The sequence below is a fragment of the Streptomyces sp. SID13031 genome (genome assembly GCF_010548305.1).
Lineage (GTDB): Bacteria > Actinomycetota > Actinomycetes > Propionibacteriales > Kribbellaceae > Kribbella.
The window spans coordinates 154,811-171,584 of record NZ_JAAGLV010000012.1 but is presented as its reverse complement, the minus strand read 5'-3'; the positions used below and the strand labels follow the sequence as shown (position 1 = coordinate 171,584).

General features: G+C 67.5%; 19 protein-coding genes and 1 pseudogene. 7 read left to right on the top strand and 13 right to left on the bottom strand.

Annotation, left to right across the window (positions count from 1 at the left end; all coding sequences use genetic code 11):
* Positions 1 to 5 precede the first annotated feature (5 nt).
* Both G3I17_RS24165 and G3I17_RS24160 read left to right on the top strand, forming a co-directional pair.
* Entirely contained in the window at positions 6 to 632 is a 627-nt protein-coding gene (locus tag G3I17_RS24165; RefSeq protein ID WP_343238394.1) for a hypothetical protein, read from the top strand.
* Between the two features lie 10 nt (positions 633 to 642).
* Positions 643 to 1,389, top strand: a complete 747-nt coding sequence (locus G3I17_RS24160) for a hypothetical protein (protein ID WP_239062826.1) — start codon at positions 643 to 645, stop codon at positions 1,387 to 1,389.
* 79 nt (positions 1,390 to 1,468) lie between these two features.
* On the opposite strand, the gene G3I17_RS24155 is transcribed toward G3I17_RS24160, so the two are convergent.
* The 6 genes and pseudogenes from G3I17_RS24155 to G3I17_RS24130 form a co-directional block, all read right to left on the bottom strand.
* Positions 1,469 to 2,383 (bottom strand): hypothetical protein, encoded by a 915-nt coding sequence (locus G3I17_RS24155; RefSeq protein ID WP_203590654.1) that lies wholly within the window; start codon positions 2,381 to 2,383, stop codon positions 1,469 to 1,471.
* 330 nt (positions 2,384 to 2,713) lie between these two features.
* Positions 2,714 to 2,878, bottom strand: a pseudogene (locus G3I17_RS24150) (NUDIX hydrolase); the annotation flags it as partial.
* Between the two features lie 123 nt (positions 2,879 to 3,001).
* Positions 3,002 to 3,766, bottom strand: a complete 765-nt coding sequence (locus G3I17_RS24145; protein ID WP_164599846.1) for an alpha/beta fold hydrolase — start codon at positions 3,764 to 3,766, stop codon at positions 3,002 to 3,004.
* A 296-nt stretch (positions 3,767 to 4,062) separates the two neighbouring features.
* Positions 4,063 to 4,362, bottom strand: coding sequence for a hypothetical protein (locus G3I17_RS24140; RefSeq protein WP_164599845.1), 300 nt, complete (start codon positions 4,360 to 4,362; stop codon positions 4,063 to 4,065).
* A gap of 127 nt (positions 4,363 to 4,489) precedes the next feature.
* Positions 4,490 to 5,881, bottom strand: a complete 1,392-nt coding sequence (locus G3I17_RS24135; protein WP_203590653.1) for a M20/M25/M40 family metallo-hydrolase — start codon at positions 5,879 to 5,881, stop codon at positions 4,490 to 4,492.
* An 82-nt stretch (positions 5,882 to 5,963) separates the two neighbouring features.
* Entirely contained in the window at positions 5,964 to 7,031 is a 1,068-nt protein-coding gene (locus G3I17_RS24130; RefSeq protein WP_164599844.1) for an acyl-CoA desaturase, read from the bottom strand.
* Between the two features lie 191 nt (positions 7,032 to 7,222).
* Between G3I17_RS24130 and G3I17_RS24125 the strand changes: the two genes are divergently transcribed.
* The 3 genes from G3I17_RS24125 to G3I17_RS24115 all read left to right on the top strand — a co-directional run bounded on the left by G3I17_RS24125 (position 7,223) and on the right by G3I17_RS24115 (position 9,604).
* Positions 7,223 to 8,521: a sensor histidine kinase gene (locus G3I17_RS24125; protein ID WP_164599843.1), complete on the top strand. Its 1,299-nt coding sequence runs from the start codon at positions 7,223 to 7,225 to the stop codon at positions 8,519 to 8,521.
* On the top strand, positions 8,473 to 9,120 hold the full coding sequence (locus tag G3I17_RS24120; protein ID WP_164599842.1) for a response regulator transcription factor: 648 nt from the start codon (positions 8,473 to 8,475) through the stop codon (positions 9,118 to 9,120). Before G3I17_RS24125 ends, G3I17_RS24120 begins: the two co-directional genes overlap by 49 nt.
* Before the next feature lie 67 nt (positions 9,121 to 9,187).
* Complete coding sequence (locus G3I17_RS24115) at positions 9,188 to 9,604, top strand: YciI family protein (protein ID WP_164599841.1); 417 nt, start codon at positions 9,188 to 9,190, stop codon at positions 9,602 to 9,604.
* Here the strand turns inward: G3I17_RS24115 and G3I17_RS24110 are convergent.
* From G3I17_RS24110 to G3I17_RS24100, 3 genes are all read right to left on the bottom strand, one after another.
* Positions 9,588 to 10,061, bottom strand: coding sequence for an SRPBCC domain-containing protein (locus G3I17_RS24110; RefSeq protein ID WP_203590652.1), 474 nt, complete (start codon positions 10,059 to 10,061; stop codon positions 9,588 to 9,590). The two genes, G3I17_RS24115 and G3I17_RS24110, sit on opposite strands and share 17 nt — an antisense overlap.
* Entirely contained in the window at positions 10,058 to 10,981 is a 924-nt protein-coding gene (locus G3I17_RS24105) for a zinc-binding dehydrogenase (protein ID WP_164599839.1), read from the bottom strand. The genes G3I17_RS24110 and G3I17_RS24105 overlap by 4 nt, the downstream gene beginning before the upstream one ends.
* A gap of 86 nt (positions 10,982 to 11,067) precedes the next feature.
* Positions 11,068 to 11,430 carry a helix-turn-helix domain-containing protein gene (locus G3I17_RS24100; RefSeq protein ID WP_164599968.1) on the bottom strand — a complete coding sequence of 121 codons (363 nt, stop codon included), beginning with the start codon at positions 11,428 to 11,430 and terminating at the stop codon, positions 11,068 to 11,070.
* A gap of 224 nt (positions 11,431 to 11,654) precedes the next feature.
* On the opposite strand from G3I17_RS24100, the gene G3I17_RS24095 reads away from it, so the two are divergent.
* Positions 11,655 to 12,527, top strand: coding sequence for a DUF559 domain-containing protein (locus tag G3I17_RS24095; protein WP_164599838.1), 873 nt, complete (start codon positions 11,655 to 11,657; stop codon positions 12,525 to 12,527).
* A gap of 82 nt (positions 12,528 to 12,609) precedes the next feature.
* On the opposite strand, the gene G3I17_RS24090 is transcribed toward G3I17_RS24095, so the two are convergent.
* The 4 genes from G3I17_RS24090 to G3I17_RS24075 are packed head-to-tail and all read right to left on the bottom strand — an operon-like array spanning position 12,610 to position 15,929.
* A complete protein-coding gene (locus G3I17_RS24090) occupies positions 12,610 to 13,341 on the bottom strand; it encodes an amino acid ABC transporter ATP-binding protein (RefSeq protein WP_164599837.1) in 732 nt (243 codons plus the stop codon).
* Positions 13,338 to 14,222: an amino acid ABC transporter permease gene (locus G3I17_RS24085; RefSeq protein ID WP_343238393.1), complete on the bottom strand. Its 885-nt coding sequence runs from the start codon at positions 14,220 to 14,222 to the stop codon at positions 13,338 to 13,340. The genes G3I17_RS24090 and G3I17_RS24085 overlap by 4 nt, the downstream gene beginning before the upstream one ends.
* Before the next feature lie 28 nt (positions 14,223 to 14,250).
* Entirely contained in the window at positions 14,251 to 15,090 is an 840-nt protein-coding gene (locus G3I17_RS24080; protein ID WP_239062859.1) for an ABC transporter substrate-binding protein, read from the bottom strand.
* 14 nt (positions 15,091 to 15,104) lie between these two features.
* Positions 15,105 to 15,929, bottom strand: coding sequence for a helix-turn-helix domain-containing protein (locus G3I17_RS24075; RefSeq protein WP_164599835.1), 825 nt, complete (start codon positions 15,927 to 15,929; stop codon positions 15,105 to 15,107).
* Between the two features lie 49 nt (positions 15,930 to 15,978).
* Here G3I17_RS24075 and G3I17_RS24070 point away from each other — a divergent pair, with 49 nt between their 5' ends.
* The gene (locus tag G3I17_RS24070; RefSeq protein WP_164599834.1) at positions 15,979 to 16,767 is read left to right on the top strand and encodes a phytanoyl-CoA dioxygenase family protein; all 789 of its coding nucleotides are present in this window, start codon (positions 15,979 to 15,981) and stop codon (positions 16,765 to 16,767) included.
* Positions 16,768 to 16,774 lie beyond the last annotated feature (7 nt).

Genomic DNA, 16,774 nt, shown 5'->3' with positions numbered 1-16,774 from the left:
AAAGAGTGAAGAGACTCACCGCGGTGGTCGCGCTCGCACTGGCGCCGTTGCTGGTGGTGGCCGGCCTGGCCTGGGCTGCCGCGACCGACAATATGTTCCCGACCTCGCACACCCTCGGCTACTGCCAGACCGGTATGGGCCACGGCGCTCCCTGCCAGACCGACAACAAGGATGTCTACTTCTACATGGACAGCGGCGGCGAGAACATGCTCGAGGCCGTCGACAAGCAGACCGTCAACAACGCGATCGACGGCGAGTACCGGCCGACCGACCTCGCCTTCCACTACGACTCGACGCCGGTCTTCTCGGGCAGCGGAGAGACGGACATCATCTACCAGGAAGGCTCCGCGGGGCTGCCGGACTCCGCTGCCGGTATGACCTGGTGCGACGCGGCCGGCGGCGACGTACGGGACTGCGACCAGCAGTACATCCGCATCCGCGGCAACGGCTACTACACCTACGCCCGGGTCTGTCACGAGACCGGGCACGCGGTCGGTCTGCAGCACGGCGACATAGCCAGCCCGCAGCTCAACAAGCACACCGACACCCGGCTCGGCTGTCTGCTGACCCCCTCCGACGGCCACAACGCCCTCGGTGCCAACAACCGCGAAAACATCAACGCGACCTACTAGGAGGCCTGTCATGAGTCGTTTCACTCGTATCACCGCCGGTCTCGGGATCGCCGCGGTCGCGGCCACCGGAGTCGGCTTCGCCGTTGCTTCTTCCTCCACCAGTACTACGGCCGCGGACCGCCCGGCCGTGCTGCTCGCCGACGGCGACGACCGGCTGCCCAGTGGTACCGCTGCCGACTGGGTCACGTACGCCGACCACGTGGTCGTCGTGAAGGTCGTTTCCGAGAAGGCACTCCAGCCGACCCAGACGGAGACCGAACGGGGCGAGGGCCTGATCGGGCGCAAGGTCAGCCTTCAGGTGCAGAAAGTGCTCTGGTCCAGCAAGACCGCGGCACAACCCGCCCCGAAGAGCTGGGAGTACAACGCGACCGGCTGGGCGTTCACCGGCGGAAAACTCGAGGACCCGACGCCGGTGGCTCTGCACGAGCGGCCGCGGATGGAGACAGGACACCAGTACGTGATCGCTCTTGCGTGGGACGGACCGCGCTGCTCCCCTGAAGAAACTCCCGAAGCGGGCCGGTGGATGGGGCTCGGCGAAGGCTCCGAACTCCCGTTCGACGGCGGCGTGATCGGCGCCGGCGAGAACGAGGGGGCGGTGCAGACCGTCGGCGAGGCCCGTACCGATGCCGCCGAGGCCGGCGCTGTCGCCGATCTCGAGGACCAGCTGGCCGGCAAGACCGCGGCTGATCTGGTCAGCTCGCTGAAGGCAGCCACGCCTGAGGTGAAGCAAGTCCCGTTCAACGCCCCCTGTAAGTGACCTGAGCGGTGACCGTGAACAGTCCCGTGTTCACGGTCACCGTTCTTTCTCCACGTCGAGGACCATCGGACGCAGGGAACTACTTGCGGCGGCGGCGGTCGGCGAGCCGAGCGGCGCGGTGGAGGGAGTCGATGACGTACGTCGGGACGCGGAGGCCCTCGCGGTGGGCGTACAGGAGCTCCAGTTCGAAGCGGCCGATCTGCTGGGCGTAGCGGTCCAGCTCGACCTCGTTGCCCTTCGTGGTGATGCCCAGGTGGGTCATCACGTCACCGAACTGGGCCCACTGCTTCTTCGTGTACGCACCGACCGGCTCGAAGGTGTAGCGGCGCAGCGTCCTGACCAGCCACTTCTGCCACGGGACCAGCTCGCTCCACAAGCCTTGGGCCGCGATCTTGTAGTACGCGAAGTGGCCCGGCTCCTGGCGGCGGATCGGCGCGACGATCGTCGAGGCGACGGCCTTCTCCCCCAGGTCCAGGAGACCTTGGTGAAGCTTGTTGTAGGCAAGGATCGCCGACTGCTCCGTCGCGACACCGGTGAGGTAGTAGAGCATCCGGCTCACATCCTCGACCGCGCCGAAGCGCCCGAGTGCGCCGAGCACCTTGAAGTTGAAGGCGATCTTGTCGAGGTTCGGCTCCGACTCCGGCAGGCCGGCCAGCTGCTGCAAGCGGTCCAGCAGCAGCCCGTGATGGACCTCCTGCGGGAGCCACACGTCGGCGTAGAAATGCTGATCCACGGGTGGCGGATCCGGGAGCAGGAGGTTGAGCTCGAGCACGTTCCGCTCGACTTCCAGCTCGACGCGGGACATGTACGTCAGTACCGGCCCGAACTGCTCGGCGAGCAACTCCGGCCGCACCATCGTGTAGTCCGCACTGTCCACCGGGATCGGCGGATGCTCCTCGGCCAGCCGGTCGACATGCTCGGCCAGCCGCCCCTCGACAGAGAACGGCCTGCGACGGCCGCGCTCGCCCCGTGGTACCGGCTTGTCCGCAGTCATGATCGAGTCACCGCGGCCATCGGGACCCGCCGCTGACTACCGTTGTCACAACCCTTCATCTGGATGATGTCCACCCACCCCCAGGCCTCGGATCACTTTCGGTCGGGCTGACCATGAGTAAGTCTCACCTTACTTCCCCAGCAGGAGCATTCTCTCGATTAATCCATCCTCGGTACTACGTGATCCCTCGCACGTAGCCCCTCTTCAGGCCATTCGTGACCACCCGTCCGGCGGATCGGTGGCCGGAGTGTGATCTGCGTTGAACGGATTGTCGAGGGAGGGCCCGTCGATCGGGGTGGGCGGCCGCGGAACGTACCCGATCGCCCGGCCTCAGTGCCTGATCAGGCCGCCTACGGGGACCCCGGCAGCATGACCGGTGGCCGGAGTGGTCAGCGCCAGGTCGACCCCCACATCGACCACCGCGGACCGCGACAGCCCGGCGATCTCGGCAATCGGCGTCCAGACCGACTCAGCGGTCTCACCGTTCGGCTCGGGACTGGCCACCACCAACCGCCGACTCGCACGAGCCCCAGCAATGCGAGTGGCGGCGCCAGTTGATGCTTTCAACAAGCGGGCGACGGAGGAGTCCGCGCCTGGGGTGGGTGGCAGGCGTGGGGTTTACGCGAGGAACGGGGTGACGGCGGCTAGGAAGTCGTCTAGGCGTTCGGCGTGGACCCAGTGGCCGGCTTCGGGGATTTCGGTGTATTGGACGTGGGGGAAGTAGCGCTTGATGGTGTCGCGGTACTGCGGCTGCACGTAGTCGGATTTGCCGCCGAAGACGAAGAGCGTAGGTCCGTCGTACGAGCCGTTCTCGTCGTCCGGCCAACCCGAGATTGCCGGCAGGGCTGCTTCGATGACGGGGAGATTCGGCTTCCAGCGGGCGCCCTCGTCGTCGAGGACCAGGTTCTGCAGCAGGAAAGCGCGGGTGCCAGGCGAGTCGACGGCGTCGACCAGCTGCGCGTCGACGTCGGCTCGGCGTTGGACGTTCGAGAGGTCCGCGTTGCGCATCGCCTGGGCGTAGGCGACGAATGCCGGTGGGTAGGTGACCGGCGCTGCGTCGACTACGACGAGGCGGTCGACCACCTCGGGGTGGCGCAGAGCGGTCAGCATTGCGGTCTTGCCGCCCATCGAGTGGCCGACCAGGCCGACCGGGCCGACGCCGAGGTCGGTGATCGTCTCGACCACGTCCTGCGCCATCTCGGGATAGCTCATCGTGTCGGTGTGCGGCGAGCTTCCGTGGTTCCGCAGATCGAACGCGTACACCCGATGCGCCGACGCCAACCGCCGCGCAGCCGTCATCCAGTTCCGCCCCGACCCGAACAACCCGTGCATGACGACAACCGGCGACCCACTCTCGCCGTACGCCGTAACAGGAAGCTTCATCAACACCCTCTCGCCCGAACCCACGACCTAACCACCCCATTCTCCCGAACCACTCACCACCCACTCCGCCGGGACCCCGTACTCCCCGCCGACCGGGGCATGGTGAGGGTGGTCGCGTCCCGACCGACAGGACATAGTCCCTCTATCCCGCCGATTCACCGCCTCCGTGAGCGTGGACGGTAGGCCGATCGGCGACTATGTCCTGTCGCTCGGGACAGGACATACCGCGCGAGGTTCCGCCGGGCGGAGTTGACCGGGCAAGGTGAGCAAGCCGGCGTGGAGTAGGTCAGCCGGGGTCAGCGGTGGCGCTGCCAGCAGGCTTTGTGCCAGTGGCGGCGCTCGTCGAGGGATTGGCCGCCGCCGATCGCGGCGAGCAGGCTCGGGGTCTCGGGCCAGACGACCACGTGCGGTGTGGCGGGAAGGATGGTCTGGTCGCAGCCGGGGCAGCGGTACGACTTGCCTGCCGCGGAGCCGGTGACATGGCGGACCATCCACTCGCCGTCGGAGCGCGACTCCCGCGCCTGGTGCCCACCGAGCAGCGGCCGGTCGCTGACCGGTCGCGTGTGCTTCGAGGGCTTCTTTTTGCGGGAGACCATGACAAGTCCAAGAGTATCGGCCACTCCGGCGAGATCTTGCGCGAGGCAGCCTCCCTGGCAGCCAGCGGCGCGCTTCGCCCACGCCTCTACGGACAGTTCGCCCTCGAGTTAGGTCGCTCGCGGAGCGCTAGATCTCCTTGGCCAGCTTGTAGGCCGCCGTACCGATGAGTTCCATCGAGACCTGCAACCGTTCCAGTGACACGTTCTTCGCAATCGTGTCCTCCGGCGAGTGGTACGGCGGCTCCAGCAAGGCGGGCGACGACTCGCCCCGCCAGGAGAAGTTGGCGGCCGCGATCCCCACCTCCTGGAACGCTTGGTGATCGCTCGATCCCCGCAGTACCGGGCCGACCAGCTGAGGCTCGTACCCAAGCCGCTGGCTCGAGGCCCGTACCGCCGACGTCGCCGCGTTCGCCAGCCCGTCGAAGGACAGCAGCCAGTAGACGATCGCCGGATCCCAACTCGTCGCCACCATGTCGTTCTGGAACACCGCCCGGTACCGATCGCGCTGGTCCTGCGTCAGCTGCTTCACGTGATACCGCGACCCGATGATGCCCTGCTCCTCCGACCCCCAGAACGCGAACCGCAGCGTCGCCTCCGTCGGATACTTGCTCATCACCCGCGCGACCTCCAGCGTCAGCGCCGTACCGGAGCCGTCGTCATTGGCGCCCGGCGCCCCGATCACCGTGTCGTAGTGCCCACTCACCATCACGATCGGCGCATCAGCGTCCTTGCCCGGCCGCTCGCCGATCACGTTGTTGGAGACCAGCCCGCGATGCGCCGCAGTACTGATTGTCAAAGGCAACGACGTGACAACGGCCAATGCCTCCCGCAACAACCGCTTCTGCACCTGTGCAACCCCGATGACCGGGATCGGCGCCGCAGTCAGCCCACTGGGCGAGAACGCCGAAGCACGTCGCGGGAACACCTGATCGGCCGGCAACAGTACGACGGCCACCGCACCCCGAGCAGCCGCCTCAGCGACAAACCCAGGTCGCGCGGCCGCCGTGTCATCCGCCAGTACGACAGCACCCGCGACATCAGCCGGCCAGACCGGCGCCGTCGCCGGCCCGACATCGCGAGCCGGACCCGTCACGGTCACATCGAGCTTGCCGCCGGCCGCCGCACCCGCCTGCCAGCAGATGTCGTCGGGCAGAAGGTTGCGCGGGTCACCGATCTGCGCCAGGAACTTGTCTGCGACCGGGAACGGCTCGTACCGCGTCTGGTACCCGAAGCTGCGCAGTTGCCCCTCGAGATAGTCGGCCGCGCGCTTCTCGCTCGCAGTACCGCCGATCCGTGGCCCGATCTCCTCGGACAGCACCTCGAGATGACGCAGCGCCCGCTCGGACGACAGCCGGCCGACGATGTGCCGGTCGTCCCGGTCCAGCGCCGGGGCTCGTACCGCGCCTGGCCGCTGGTCGTCGACACCCCAGGCGGGGGCGGCGGGCAACGCGGTGGCCGCAGCAGCCGCGGTAACACCGGCAAGCAGGCCGCGACGACTCATACCGGACGTTTCGGTCATGCAGGGTCTCCTCACGAGATCGGCCCCGAGAGGATCGACCGTAGTCGATACCGTCCGGGGCCGCTCGCCTACGCGGAGTGCCTCAGGCTGTTTTGCTCGGCTCTTTGCTCAGGTCGCGCAGTTCGCTGCCTACTTCGTGCATGTGGCCGAGGCCCATCCGGTACGACTCGACCACGCCGGTGCTCACGTACGGCATCCCGATCTTGCCGCAGTACGCCTCGACCAGCGGCTGGGCGAAGCGCAGGTTGGCGCGCGGCATGCTCGGGAAGAGGTGGTGCTCGATCTGGTAGTTCAGGCCGCCCATCAGCCAGTCGGTGACGAGGCCGCCCTTCACGTTGCGCGACGTCAGCACCTGCTTCTCCAGGTGACCCCAGTTCGTGGCGGCGTCCGGCATCTCCATGCCCTTGTGGTTCGGGGCGAAGACGCTGCCCAGGTGCAGGCCGAAGAGCGCGTGGTGCAGCGCGGCGAAGGCGATCGCCTTACCGGGCGACATGATGAGGAACAGCGCACCGAAGTACAGGGTGAGGTGGGCGGCCATCAGGCCGAGCTCGACGCGGGCCTCGTGCTTGTTGCGGCGGGCCCACAGGAAGAGCACGCTCGACACCTTCAGGTTCAGGCCTTCGAGGGTGAGCAGCGGGAAGAAGATCTTCGCCTGGTGGCGGGTCAGCCAGCCGTACAGGCCGGTACGGCCCTCGGCCTGCTCCAGCGTCCAGACCAGGACGCCCTCGCCGACATCGGGGTCCTTGTCGGTGTGGTTCGGGTTGGCGTGGTGCCGGTTGTGCTTGTCATTCCACCAGCCATACGACATCCCGCAGACGAAGTTGCCGTGCAGCATGCCCAGTACGTCGTGCAGCTTGCGCGAGCTGCCGACCTGCTGGTGGCCGGCGTCGTGCCCGAAGAAGGCCGCGCGGGTGGTGAAGATCGCCAGCGGGATCGCGAGCAGCAACTGCAACCAGGAGTTGCCGAGCAGGACGACCCCGGCCCAGGTCGCCGCCATCAGGGCCACGTTCAAGGAGATCGCGATCACGTAGGACGCAGTACGGCGTTCCAGCAGCCCTGCTTCCTTCACTTCGCGAAGCAACGGCGCGAAATCGCTGCCCTTCGTGGCTGTTCGTTCCCGGGTACGGGCGAGCGCAATGGGCTGTGCCATTGAGTCCTCATCTCAGAGCGGTGGGGAGGCCTAGGCGTTCAGCCGCGGGCCAGCGTAGTGCATTCAGCCTGGTCGCTGGATCCTCCGAAATCATGAGTGCTACTACCTCAGTACGGCGGGGTGCTGCCGCCCGGGCGACAGTGGAGCTAGCACCCCTGAGCCCGGCCTGACTCTCCGTCATGATGGTTCCCATGACGATCACTCAGCAGGCGCCGAAGGTACCGATGCGGTTCCCTCCGCTGGCGCAGCCTTTCATCGCGCTCGCACTGGCGATCCTCGCCCAGGTCGGGATCGCCTTCTTCGTCCTGAACGTCGTCGCCGTGCCGCTGATCGCGGTCTGGGTCGGGATCCCGCTACTGCTCGTGTTCGTGCCGTGCACCCGCTGGTTCGCGAACTGCCACCGCGTCCTGTACGCCGGCTTCACCGGATCCGTGATCCCCAAGCCGTACAAGAAGCCCCCGATGCCGGGCATCCTGATGTGGCTGCGGACGACGCTGACGGACCCGGCGACCTGGCGCGACATCGCCTGGCTGCTGGTGAACGCGGTCATCGGCTTCACCCTGACGCTGCTCTCGGCCGTACTGTTCCTGACCGGAGTCTTCTACCTGATCTACCCGTTCCTCGTCTGGGTCACCCCGGACGGCGTCTTCACCGAGCCGTTCGGCGGGCTGTACACCGTCAACGTGTGGACCAGCTTCCTGGTGGTCCCGGTCGGTCTGATCGCGTTCCTGATCTGGCTCGGCTCGGGTGAACGGCTGCTCAAGGCGACCGCGTACATCGGCAAGTCGCTGCTCGGCCCGACCGAGAGCGCGCAACTGGCGATCCGGGTCCGCGAGCTGTCCGAGTCCCGCGCCGAGACCGTCGACACCCAGGCGGCCGAGCTGCGCCGGATCGAGCGTGATCTGCACGACGGCGCGCAGGCCCGGCTGGCGGCGTTGAGCATGAGCCTCGGGATGGCCGAGGAGATGGTGGCCCGCGACCCCGCCCAGGCGGCAGCGCTGCTCACCGAGGCCCGCGAGTCCGCCAGTACTGCGCTCTCCGAGTTGCGCGACCTCGTCCGTGGCATCCACCCGCCGGTCCTGGCCGACCGTGGGCTGGAAGGCGCGGTCAAGGCGCTCGCCCTGAGCCTGCCGTTCAAGGTCGACGTGACGATCGACCTGCCCGGCCGGCCGCCGGCGCCGGTGGAGTCCGCGGCGTACTTCGCGGTCGCCGAGGCGTTCGCGAACGCGCTCAAGCACTCGGCGGCGACCACGGCCTGGGTCCAGATCACCCACGAGCACGAACGCCTGCACATCCTGGTCGGTGACGACGGAGTCGGTGGCGCGACGGTCCGGCCCGGCGGCGGTCTGTACGGTATCGAAAGGCGGTTGGCCGCCTTCGACGGTACGTTGACCGTGGCCAGCCCGACCGGCGGGCCGACCACTGTGATCATGGAGTTGCCTTGCGAGTCGTCATCGCTGAAGATCACGCCCTCCTCCGGGACGGCCTGATCCGGCTGCTGGAAGCCCACGACTTCGAAGTCCTGGAAGCCGTCGACAACGGCCCCCGGCTGGTCCCGGCGCTCGTCGAACACCGGCCGGACGTGGCCGTCGTCGACGTCCGGCTGCCCCCGACTTTCACCGACGAGGGTCTGAAGGCAGCCATCGAGGCGCGACGGCAGGTGCCCGGGCTGCCGGTGCTGGTGCTGTCGCAGTACGTCGAACAGCTCTACGCCCGCGAACTCCTCACCGGAGGCGGCGGCGCGGTCGGCTACCTGCTCAAGGACCGGGTCTCGAACGTCGCGGACTTCCTCGACTCGGTCCGCCGGGTCGCGGGCGGTGGTACGGCGATGGACCCGGATGTGATCGGCCAGCTCCTCGCTCGCAACACCCGCGACGAGCCCATCAGCCGGCTCACCCCGCGCGAGTCCGAAGTACTGGGCCTGATGGCCGAAGGCCGCTCCAACGCAGCCATCGCCGCCGCCCTCTTCGTCACCGAGAAAGCCGTCTCCAAACACACCAACAACATCTTCGCCAAACTCGACCTCCCCCCATCAGAGGACGACAACCGTCGCGTGATGGCGGTCCTCACTTATTTGTCATCCCGGTGATGTAGAGAACGCCTCCGTGGCTTCGTCCCCCGGGTGTAAGCACCTGATGCGATGGGAGATTTGAGCGATGACGAAGTTCTTGCTGATCGTGGACTACCAGCCCGGCGTGATCGAGACGCCGATGACCGAGTGGGCGCCGGAGGATGTGAAGGCGCATATGGCGTACTACGGGGCGTTGAACGACGAGTTGCGGGCCAGCGGGGAGCTGGTCGAGCACCTCGCGCTGAGCTGGCCGGAGGAGGCCAAGACGGTGGTCTCCGATGGGAAGTCGGCGCCGGTGGTGACGGACGGGCCGTTCGTGGAGTCCAAGGAGATGCTGGCCGGCTTCCAGATGGTCGATGTCGAGTCGCTGGAGCGCGCGCTCGAGATCGCGGCCCTGGTCTCGCAGGTGCCAGGCCCCGGCGGCGTGCCGATCCAGCAACCGATCGGCGTCCGCCGGGTGATGGAGGACGCCGACTTCGAGGAGATCAACCCGCTGGGGTGAGCCCGTCCTCCACGCGTGCCCGCAGAGCGGCTCCGTAGCGGGAGTACTCCTCGCTGAGCTGGTCGAGTGCCGGGATGAGTTCGGCAGCAGCGGCGCCGAAGAACTCCTCCGAGTCGGTGAACTCGGTGGTGCCGTCCGGCTGCGCGGTGAGCACGAACGAGTGTCTGCCGAGGATCGCGTCCAACGATCCGCCCTCCCAGACCAGCCGGCGGGGAGCCTCCACCTCGAGGATCCTCAGGATGACGTCCTGCTCAGCGGCGCCGCCGCCCGAGCGGCGACCCGGAATCTCCGCCCCGGTCACGACCTGTTCGGGCTTCGCGTCGAGGGACAGGACCGGGTGCCACTGCGCGTACTGGTCGACGGCCACGAGCACGCGCCACACGTCCTCCACCGGAGCGGAGATCCTGGTTACCGCGGTGGCTACAGGGCCTTCCCCAGTGTCGCTCCCGGCGTTCACGGCACCAGCACGATCCGGCCGCGCTGGCCGCCCCGGGCCAGCTGAGCATGGGCTTCGGCAGCCTGCGACAGGGGGTAGATCTGCGCCACGCGAGGCGTCAGCACGCCAACCTCGGCGAGCGCGGACAGGTACGAGAGCCGGGTCGCTTCGGGACCGGCGGTGGTGAGCCGCACCGCCACGCCCCGCTGCGGCTCCGGCAGCACGTCAGCCCTCACGCTCACAAAGATGCCGCCGTCGCGAACAGCCGCCAATGCCGGCGCGCCCAACGCCGCCGCGTCGAGCACGCCGTCCACACCTTCCGGCACGAACCGGCGGACCGCCTCACTCAGCTCCTCGTCGCGCGACACGAACCAAGTGGCGCCAAGACCGCGAAGGAACTCCTCGTCCTCGGGCCGCCCCTGCGCGACGATCCGCACGCCCCGCGTCCGAGCCAACTCGACGGCATAGCCGCCAACGGCCCCCGCCGCGCCGGTGACAAGCAGAGTGTCGCGGGGGCGGAGCGGGAGCTGATCCAGGGCCAGTGAGGCGGTCATCGCGTTGAGAGGGATCGTCGCCGCGAGCGTCAGGTCCATCCCATCGGGGGCCGGGGCGATGGAGTTGAGATCCGTCACCACGTACTCGGCCTGGGCCTTCGTCGGGCGCAGTACCGGGGCGTCGAACACGATCACCGGGGTGCCGACCTTCAGGGAGACACCCACGCCAACCGCGTCGATCGTCCCGGCGGCGTCCAGCCCGAGACCGGTGTGGTCGACCTCCTCCAACGGACTGAAGAACCCGGCCCAGACAGCGGCGTCGGCGGGATTGAGCGCCGCCGCAGCTACCTTGATGCGGACCTCGAAGGGACCTGGTTCCGGGAGGGGGACCTCCAGGACCTCGACGGCCTCGGGTCCACCGGTCTTCCGCACGACTGCTGCGCGCATGATCTTCACTCTTCCCTTTGCTGTTCGAACGTTGTGAACGCTATGAACGCTAGGGGAGTTACGATCGATTAGTAAGTAGGCACTTTTTAGTGCGTTACTTTGCCGGTCTTCTGAGTGTCATAGTGCGCTCGCGCCCCATCGACCTCGTCGGTCTTGTCGGCGGCCCAGTCGCGCACCTGGGCCAGCAAGCCGTACAGGCCTTTCCCGAGCGGGGTCAGCTCGTAGTCGACGCGGACCGGCACAGTCGGGGTGACCGTCCGTTGCACCATTCCGTCCCGCTCGAGCATGCGCAGGGTCTGGGTGAGCATCTTCTGGCTGACGCCGGGGATCTCCCGGCTGACGTGGCTGTAGCGCATCGGCTCGCCGAACGACCCGAGGGTGCACATCGTCAGGCTGACCCACCGGTTGCTGATCGTCGACAGCAACGCCACCGCGGGACAGTCGTGCATGTACGCCTCGTACGTGACTGAGGAGTTACTCACTATTCGAGCGTAGCTCACCCAGCGTTGGGTAGGGGTCCGTCCCGACCGACAGGACATAGTGCCGTCAGCGCGCCCGCCCACCGCCTCCGTGAGCGTGGCGAGCAGGCTGTCTGGCGACTATGTCCTGTCGGTCGGGACAGCCTGTGGATGAACTTCAGCGCGGGCAGGGCACCAGGCGGCAGAATCTGCCGGTGGAATCCCTGCCTGAGGTACTGGCCCGGCTGGGTGGTCGAGCCACCTTCGCCGAGTTGACCCACGTCGCCTCGAAACGAGAACTCGCGGCAGCCGTGCGGGATGGTTGCGTCCAGCGGCTGGCGCGTGGTGTCTACGGCCTGCCTGGTCCGTCGACTGATCAACTCATTGCCGTCGCCTACGACGGAGTCGTGTCCCACTTGAGCGCAGCACTCGCGTGGAAACTGCCACTGCTCGCGCCACCCCAGAAGCCGCACATCACCTTGCCGAAGAAGCGCCGCCCTCGCTCCGGACCGCCCGCGGTGCTGCACTGGGCCTCAACCTCTGCGGAGGACCAGTCGAGTCGTCTGACCTCAATGCTTCGATCGGTGACTGATTGCGCCCGGATCCTGCCCTTCGGCGAGGCGCTCGCGGTCGTCGACTCCAGCTTGAACCGTGGGCTGACCCGCCGAGAACTGATCGCGGCGACCACGGCGATGCGTGGATCCGGCTGCACCAAGGCCCGTCAGGTAGCCGCGCTGGCCACCGCAGCGGGCGAGAGCTTTCTCGAGTCGATGCTGCGTGCGTTGCTGATCCAGAACGGCATCGAGGGTTTCGAACCGCAGGTCGTGATCGAGAGAGGGTGGTTCCGCGCGCGAGTGGATCTCGGGCATCGGCAGGCCAAGATCGCGCTGGAGGCCGAGGGATACGAGTTCCACGGATCGAGTCAGGACTTCGCTGCCGATTGCCGCCGCTACGACGAACTGGTCGCGGAAGGCTGGCTGGTGCTGAGATTCACCTATCACCAGGTGCTGAATGAGCCGGATTGGGTGATCGCCACCATTCGGGAGGCGCTTGCGCAGAGGTGTGGCGTCCCGACGGACAGGACATAGTCCCCATATCGCGCCGAGTCGCGGCCTCCCTGAGCGCGGCGAGCAGGCTGGCCGGCGACTATGTCCTGTCCGTCGGGACAGGTCACAACCGGATGCGGCGGAGGAACTCCTGGGTGCGGGGCTCTGCCGGGTGCTCCAGGACCTGCTCGGGTGGGCCCAGCTCCAGTAGGCGGCCTTGGTCGAGGAAGCAGATTTTGTCGGCGACCTGGCGGGCGAAGGTCATTTCGTGGGTGCAGAGGAGCATGGTCATGCCCTCCGAGCTCAGCTCGCCGAGGAGGTCAAGGACTTCGCCGACCAGTTCTGGGTCGAGGGCCGAGGTGATCTCGTCGAGGAGCATGAGTTTTGGGGAGTTGACCAGGGCTCGGGCGATGGCGGCTCGTTGTTGCTGGCCGCCGGAGAGTTCGTCGGGTTTGGCGGAGGCCTTGGCGGCCAGGCCTACTCGGTCGAGCATCTCCAGCGCCCGGGTGCGGGCGACGGCTTTGGGTACGCGGTGGACTCGGATCGGGGCGAGGGTGACGTTGTCCAGGACCGAGAGGTGGGGAAAGAGGTTGTAGGACTGGAAGACGATGCCGATGCCCGAGCGGACCCGGTCGGTGTCGATGCGGGGGTCGGTGATGTCGGTGCCGTCGAGTTCGATCACGCCGTCGTCGACTGTCTCGAGCAGGTTCACGCAGCGCAGCAAGGTGGACTTGCCGGAGCCGGAGGCGCCGATCAGGACCACGCACTCCCCCGCCTCGACCTCCAGGCTGAAGTCGTCCAGCACGAGGTTGCTTCCGAACGACTTCCGCACGCCGCGGATGGACAGCAGGCTCACACCACACCTCCCCCGGCGCCGTACCAGCCCTGCCGCCGCGCCACCCAGTCGGTCAGCCGGGTCAGCGGGATCGTCAGCGCGACGAAGAGTAGCCCGGCCACGACGTACGGGGTGAAGTTGAAGTCCTCCGCCGTCTCCAGTTGCGCCGCGCGGATCGCGTCGATGACACCCAGTACTGCGATCAGCCCGGAATCCTTCTGCAGCGAGACGAAATCGTTGAGCAGCGGCGGGAGCACCCGGCGTACCGCCTGAGGCAGTACTACGAAGCGCAGCGTCTGCTGGTGGGAAAGCCCAAGGGACCGCGCCGCAGCTCGCTGGGAGGGGTGGATCGACTCGATGCCGGCGCGGAAGACCTCGGCGACGTACGACGAGTAGGTGAGCACCAGCGCGGCGCCGCCCCAGACGACCGCCTGGTTGGGCAATCCGCGCAACTGCAGCGCCGGTACGCCGAAGCCCAGCAGGAAGATCACCAGGAGCAACGGCAAACCGCGGAAGACGTCGGTGTAAGCGGCGGCGAAGATCCGCAACGGGAAGAAGATCGGCCCACGCAATGTCCGCATGATCGCCAGCGTCAACCCGAAGATCACGATCAGCACCGCGCAGACCAGCATCACCCGGACGTTCAGCCAGAGGCCCTGGGCAACGACCGGCAACGCCTCCCACCCACGGTGGAAGTCGAAGAACGTCGCCCGCACCCGCGGCCACCCCGGCGTCGACCCGACCCCGAACACCACCAATGCCAGCAGCACCACTGTGCTGATGCCGGCGATCAGGCCGGACCGAACGGTCCGCTGCCGGCGATAGGCCAGCCGCTCGAGCTGGAGCGCGGACGGCCGCCAGCCGTCCGCCGATCCCGGCTCGCTCACGCCCGACTCGCTCACGCCTGACTCCCGAGCTGCCGCCGGTCGCTCACGAGAGTTCCGGTGCGCCTTCCGAGGTCAGCCACTGCTTCTGCAGGTTGGCCAGCGTGCCGTCAGCCCGTAGTGCGTCCACTGCCTGCGACACACACCCGGTGAGCTTCGAGCCCTTCTCCAGGACGAAGCCGAACTGCTCCGGCTTCTCGGTCGCCGGCAACTGGCCGACGATCTTGCCATCGTCGAGCTGCGCGGCGGTCATGTAGAACCCGGTCGGCAGGTCGACCACGATGCCGTCGATCTGCTTGTTCTTCAGCGCCTGCACGGCCAGATCGTTGGAGTCGTAGACGGCCGGCTGCTGCTTCGGCTTGATCACGTCCCGCAGCGAGGTGTAGCTCGTCGTCCCCACCTGCGCCCCGAGCTTCGCGTCCGCCAGCTGGGCGATCGTGGTGGCGCCGGCGATCTTGCTCCCGGCGGTGGTGATCACCGTCTGCCGTACGTCGTAGTACCCGGTGGAGAAGTCGACGGCCTTGGCGCGAGACGCGGAGATCGACACCTGGTTGACGTCCAGGTCGAATTTTTTCGGCCCCGGCGCGAAGGCGGCGTTGAACTGCACCGTCTGCCACTTCACCTCGCTCGCCTCGAACCCGAGCTTCTTGGCCACCGCATAGGTGACGGCCGACTCGTACCCCTTGCCGTTCGCCGGGTCGTCGCCCGAGAACCACGGCTCGTACGCCGGTTTGTCGGTGCCGACCGAGAACGTCCCGGCGGTCTTCACCGCGAGCTGATCCTTGCCACAGGTATCGGCCGACGACGGCGACGCGCTACCGGCCGTGCTGTCTTCCGGCGCACAGGCGGCAAGCCCGACGACAGCGAGCGCGGCCACAACAACCATTGCTGAACGAGCAGTCATGGCAGAAGCGTAGAGCCCAACTGCCGTCTGTACTGCGTGGGGCTGTGGCCGGTGTGGGTGTGGAAGCGGGTGGAGAAGTAGAGCGGGTTGGCGAAACCGACGTCGGTGGCGATCGCGGAGATGGGGCGGGTGGTGAGTTCGAGGAGGCGGGCGGCGGCGTCGAGGCGGCGGCGTTCGACGAATTGCTGGGGCGTGACTCCGAGTTGGGTGCGGAAGAGGTGGGCGAAGCGGGAGACCGAGAGGGTGCTCGTCCGCGCCAGTACTGCGACCGAGAGGTCGGCGCGCAGATTGCGGTCGACGCACTCGATGGCGCGGAGCAGGCGGTCGTCGAGCTGGGCTGCCTTGGGGTTCTGGGTGTCGCACCAGAGCAGGGCGGCTTCGAGGGCGTTGAAGCTGAGGAGCTCGCCTTGGGGTAGGACGCTGTCCTGGTGGCGGACTGCCTCGGACAAGGCGCTGGTGATCCGCTCCGCAGCAGTCGGGCTCGGCTGCAACTGGAGGATGCCGGGGGCAACGGAAGGCCAGTCGAGGAGCGGTAGCCAGTCCGGCCTGGGGTGGAAATGGGCGAAGAGGAAGTGCCAGCGGTCGCGAGCCGTGCCGTAGTCCTGCAAGGTGCCTGGGCTGATCAGCGTGGTGACGCCGGGATCGGCGGAGATCCCGCTGCCGAAGCTGCCCCGGCCATCGAGCGTGTGGATCAGCAGCCAGTCCGTCGTACCGCGACGGCGGTAGGTGGAGTACGCCGGGCCTTCGTCGAACTCACCGGCCAGGAGCCGACGGACGGTCGGCGTGAAGGAGTCCGGTTTAGCAGGATCTCGAAGGTTCACAGTTCGATAGGTTATCCCCACGGACGCCACCACGGCGGATCCTGGAGACATGACCAGCACAGTTGCAGAGGTATACGCGCGGGACGGGATCGCCCAGGTCCCCGGGTTGCTCAGTCCGGCCGAAGTCGAGCAGATCAAGGCTGCATACATGACCCAGGTCGCGGTGGATCACTCGCTGGCGATCGACGACGGCGTACCAGCAGAGGACCCGCTCGCGCAGTACCCACGGTTCGTCCACCCGCATCGGCGGACCGAGGTGGAGGCCGGCCGGCTGGCGCTGGAGTGGATGCTAGACAGCCGGATCCTCGATGTCGTCGAGACCCTGATCGGGCCCGCGCTCGGTGCGCAGTCGATGTTCTACTTCAAGCCGCCAGGCGCGCGCGGGCAGGCGATGCACCAGGACAACACGTTCCTGCGGGCACACCCGGAGACCTGCCTGGCCGCCTGGATCGCGATCGACGACGTGGACGCGGAGAACGGCGGGCTAGCGGTGGTTCCCGGGTCGCACGAGGTCGAGCTGGTCTGCCCCGAGGCGGCCGACCTGACCGTGTCGTTCACCAATGCCGAAGTACCGATTCCCGACGGTCTCGGCAAGGTGCAGACCCGGATGAAAGCGGGTGACGTGCTGTTCTTCCACGGCAGCGTCGTCCACGGCTCCCGGCCGAACACCAGCACCGAACGCTTCCGCCGCTCACTGATCTTCCACTACATCCCCGAGGAGAGCATCGAGATCGCGGGCTTCTACAACCCGCTCGTCCGTCCCGACCGGCGGACCACCGTCATCGCCGAGGCCATCGGCGGCGGTCCGTGTGGCGACTACGCCAACGCCGAGCCGTAAACCTGAC

Coding starts and splice junctions, on each gene's coding strand:
- G3I17_RS24160 (WP_239062826.1), top strand. CDS start 643: ATGAGTCGTTTCACTCGTATCACCGCCGGTCTCGGGATCGCCGCGGTC.
- G3I17_RS24155 (WP_203590654.1), bottom strand. CDS start 2,383: ATGACTGCGGACAAGCCGGTACCACGGGGCGAGCGCGGCCGTCGCAGG.
- G3I17_RS24145 (WP_164599846.1), bottom strand. CDS start 3,766: ATGAAGCTTCCTGTTACGGCGTACGGCGAGAGTGGGTCGCCGGTTGTC.
- G3I17_RS24140 (WP_164599845.1), bottom strand. CDS start 4,362: ATGGTCTCCCGCAAAAAGAAGCCCTCGAAGCACACGCGACCGGTCAGC.
- G3I17_RS24135 (WP_203590653.1), bottom strand. CDS start 5,881: ATGACCGAAACGTCCGGTATGAGTCGTCGCGGCCTGCTTGCCGGTGTT.
- G3I17_RS24130 (WP_164599844.1), bottom strand. CDS start 7,031: ATGGCACAGCCCATTGCGCTCGCCCGTACCCGGGAACGAACAGCCACG.
- G3I17_RS24125 (WP_164599843.1), top strand. CDS start 7,223: ATGACGATCACTCAGCAGGCGCCGAAGGTACCGATGCGGTTCCCTCCG.
- G3I17_RS24115 (WP_164599841.1), top strand. CDS start 9,188: ATGACGAAGTTCTTGCTGATCGTGGACTACCAGCCCGGCGTGATCGAG.
- G3I17_RS24105 (WP_164599839.1), bottom strand. CDS start 10,981: ATGCGCGCAGCAGTCGTGCGGAAGACCGGTGGACCCGAGGCCGTCGAG.
- G3I17_RS24100 (WP_164599968.1), bottom strand. CDS start 11,430: ATGCACGACTGTCCCGCGGTGGCGTTGCTGTCGACGATCAGCAACCGG.
- G3I17_RS24080 (WP_239062859.1), bottom strand. CDS start 15,090: ATGGTTGTTGTGGCCGCGCTCGCTGTCGTCGGGCTTGCCGCCTGTGCG.
- G3I17_RS24070 (WP_164599834.1), top strand. CDS start 15,979: ATGACCAGCACAGTTGCAGAGGTATACGCGCGGGACGGGATCGCCCAG.